3 protein-coding genes are annotated in these 2604 nt (G+C 33.8%); all 3 read left to right on the forward strand.

Annotated elements, in window-relative coordinates:
• Nucleotides 1-523, forward strand: a 523-nt coding sequence (locus tag DIU01_RS00420) for a transglycosylase domain-containing protein (protein ID WP_290831294.1), incomplete at its 5' end; no start/stop codon positions are given.
• Nucleotides 484-1677, forward strand: a complete 1194-nt coding sequence (kbl, locus tag DIU01_RS00425) for a glycine C-acetyltransferase (RefSeq protein ID WP_290831295.1) — start codon at nucleotides 484-486, stop codon at nucleotides 1675-1677. The genes DIU01_RS00420 and kbl, both read left to right, overlap by 40 nt.
• A gap of 88 nt (nucleotides 1678-1765) precedes the next feature.
• Nucleotides 1766-2604 (forward strand): thrombospondin type 3 repeat-containing protein (locus DIU01_RS00430; RefSeq protein WP_290831296.1); only part of this gene is annotated, 839 nt, incomplete at its 3' end.

Consider the following 2604-nt stretch of genomic DNA (forward strand, 5'->3'; position numbering starts at 1 on the left):
TTTTAAAGCTATAAAAAAGGAAATTAAAAAATCAAAGAACGAAGATATTTCAGATTTACAAGAACTTTATTCAAAACTTTATGAAGTTAATAGTGTCAAAAGCTCAGTATTTTCTTCTCATTTCAATCATTGCCCAAGTATTGATATTGTTAGGGATTTTGGTTATAATCTTAGAACAAGTATCAAATTACCATTTGTTGAAATAATTTATGCTTTAAAAATAGAAAAGGAATTTACCGTAGAGGAATGCATGAAAATGCTTTTTATGAATAGCGATTACTTAAATGGTAACATAGGAATAAAAGAAGCTTCAAAATATTATTTTAAAATGGATTTAAAAGATTTAAGTCAAAGAGAAAAGCTAACATTGATTGCTATGTTTGTGAATCCTAGTAATTTTGACCCAATAAGAAGACCTGAAAAAGTTAAATCCAAAGTAGCTTTATTTGAAAAAATAATAAAAAAACAAAACAAACTAAAAATATGTACGGAAAAATTCAACAACACCTGCAAAACGAATTAAATACTATTGAGCAAAATGGTATTTTCAAAAAAGAACGCATTATAACTTCTCCACAAGGAGCAGAAATTACAGTTAATGGCGAAACGGTTTTAAATTTTTGTGCCAATAACTATTTGGGATTGTCATCACATCCAGAAGTCGTTCAAGCTGCAAAAGACGCATTAGATTCTCACGGATTCGGAATGTCGTCTGTGCGTTTCATTTGTGGAACTCAAGATATTCACAAAACATTAGAACAAAAAATTGCCAATTTCTACGGAACAGAAGACACTATTTTATATGCAGCAGCATTTGATGCAAATGGTGGTGTTTTCGAACCATTATTAGGAGAAGAAGATTGTATTATTTCCGATTCATTGAATCACGCTTCTATTATTGATGGTGTTCGTTTGTGTAAAGCAGCACGTTACCGTTATGAAAACTCCAATATGGAAGATTTAGAAAATCAATTGAAGAAAGCAACAGAAGCTGGACATCGTTTCAAACTAATTGTTACAGACGGAGTTTTCTCAATGGACGGATTAGTAGCGCCATTAGACAAAATCTGCGATTTAGCCGATAAATATGATGCATTAGTAATGGTTGACGAATGTCATGCAGCAGGTTTCATAGGCGCAACCGGAAAAGGAACGCTTGAAGCTAAAGGCGTAATGGGTAGAGTTGACATCATCACAGGGACATTAGGAAAAGCACTTGGTGGCGCAATGGGCGGATATACAACTGCCAAAAAAGAAATAATTGAAATTTTACGCCAGCGTTCTCGTCCGTATTTGTTTTCAAATTCTTTGGCGCCAGCAATTGTTGGAGCTTCAATTAAAGTATTTGAATTATTAGAAAAAGATACGACTTTAAGAGACCAACTAGAATCGAATACGAATTATTTCAAAGAAGGTTTAAGAAAAGCAGGTATTGATTTCATCGACGGAGATTCTGCAATTGTACCAGTAATGTTATATGACGCCAAGTTATCTCAAATTATGGCAGATGAATTATTGAAGAAAGGTATTTATGTTATAGGTTTCTTTTATCCAGTTGTACCTAAAGATAAAGCTCGAATTAGAGTTCAATTATCTGCTGCGCACACAAAAGAACATTTAGACAAAGCAATAAATGCATTTACTGAAGTAAGTAAATCATTAAAAACCATCGATTAAAGTAGAATTTTTACTACAACGTTTTGATAATTCAATTATTGGTATTACTTTTGTCGTAATTATATCTATAATCTAACAAAAATTAAGTATGAAACATCTAAACAAATTATTTGCTTTATTGATGCTTTTAGGATTAAGTTCTCAAGCTCAAGACAGCAACAACAAGTGGGCTATTGGGTTTGGTGCAAACGCTGTAGACGGAGGTAGAGTAAGTGCTGCCTACAAATTCGAGAATCAGTTCTCACAGTTCTTTAATGCACAAGAGTACTGGAATATTCTTCCATCTGTATCTTACGTTAATGTATCAAGATACGTTGGAAGTGACTTTAGCTTTGGAGTAACTGGATCTGTTAACAAAATTTCAAGATTCGTTCTTGATAGAGTGCCAAATCAAGATTACGTAGTAGTAAATCCAGGAGATTTAAACTATTATGCAGTTGATGGTACTGTTAAGTGCAGCTTCCAAAATTTAATCAAATCTAAAGTAATTGATCCTTCTGCTCACGTAGGTGGAGGTTATACTTGGTTAGGTGATGATGCTAGAGGCGGAACAGTTAATGCAGGTTTAGGTTTAACTTTTTGGTTAACTAAACAAGTTGGTCTTTCTTGGACTTCTTCTTACAAATATTCATTTGATTCTAGAGAAGATGCTAATGCAATTCCAACTCACATGCAACACTTTTTAGGATTAACTTTCAAATTTGGTGCTAAAGATACTGATGGAGACGGAATCTACGATAAAGATGATGCTTGTCCAGAAGTTGCTGGTTTAAAACAATTCAATGGTTGTCCTGATACTGATGCAGACGGAATCGAAGATAGTAAAGATGCTTGTCCAGACGTTGCTGGTCCAGTTGAATTCAATGGTTGTCCTGATACTGACGGAGACGGAATTGCTGATAAAGATGATGCTTGTCCAGAAGTTGC

Source organism: Flavobacterium sp. (assembly GCF_003525665.1).
GTDB lineage: Bacteria > Bacteroidota > Bacteroidia > Flavobacteriales > Flavobacteriaceae > Flavobacterium.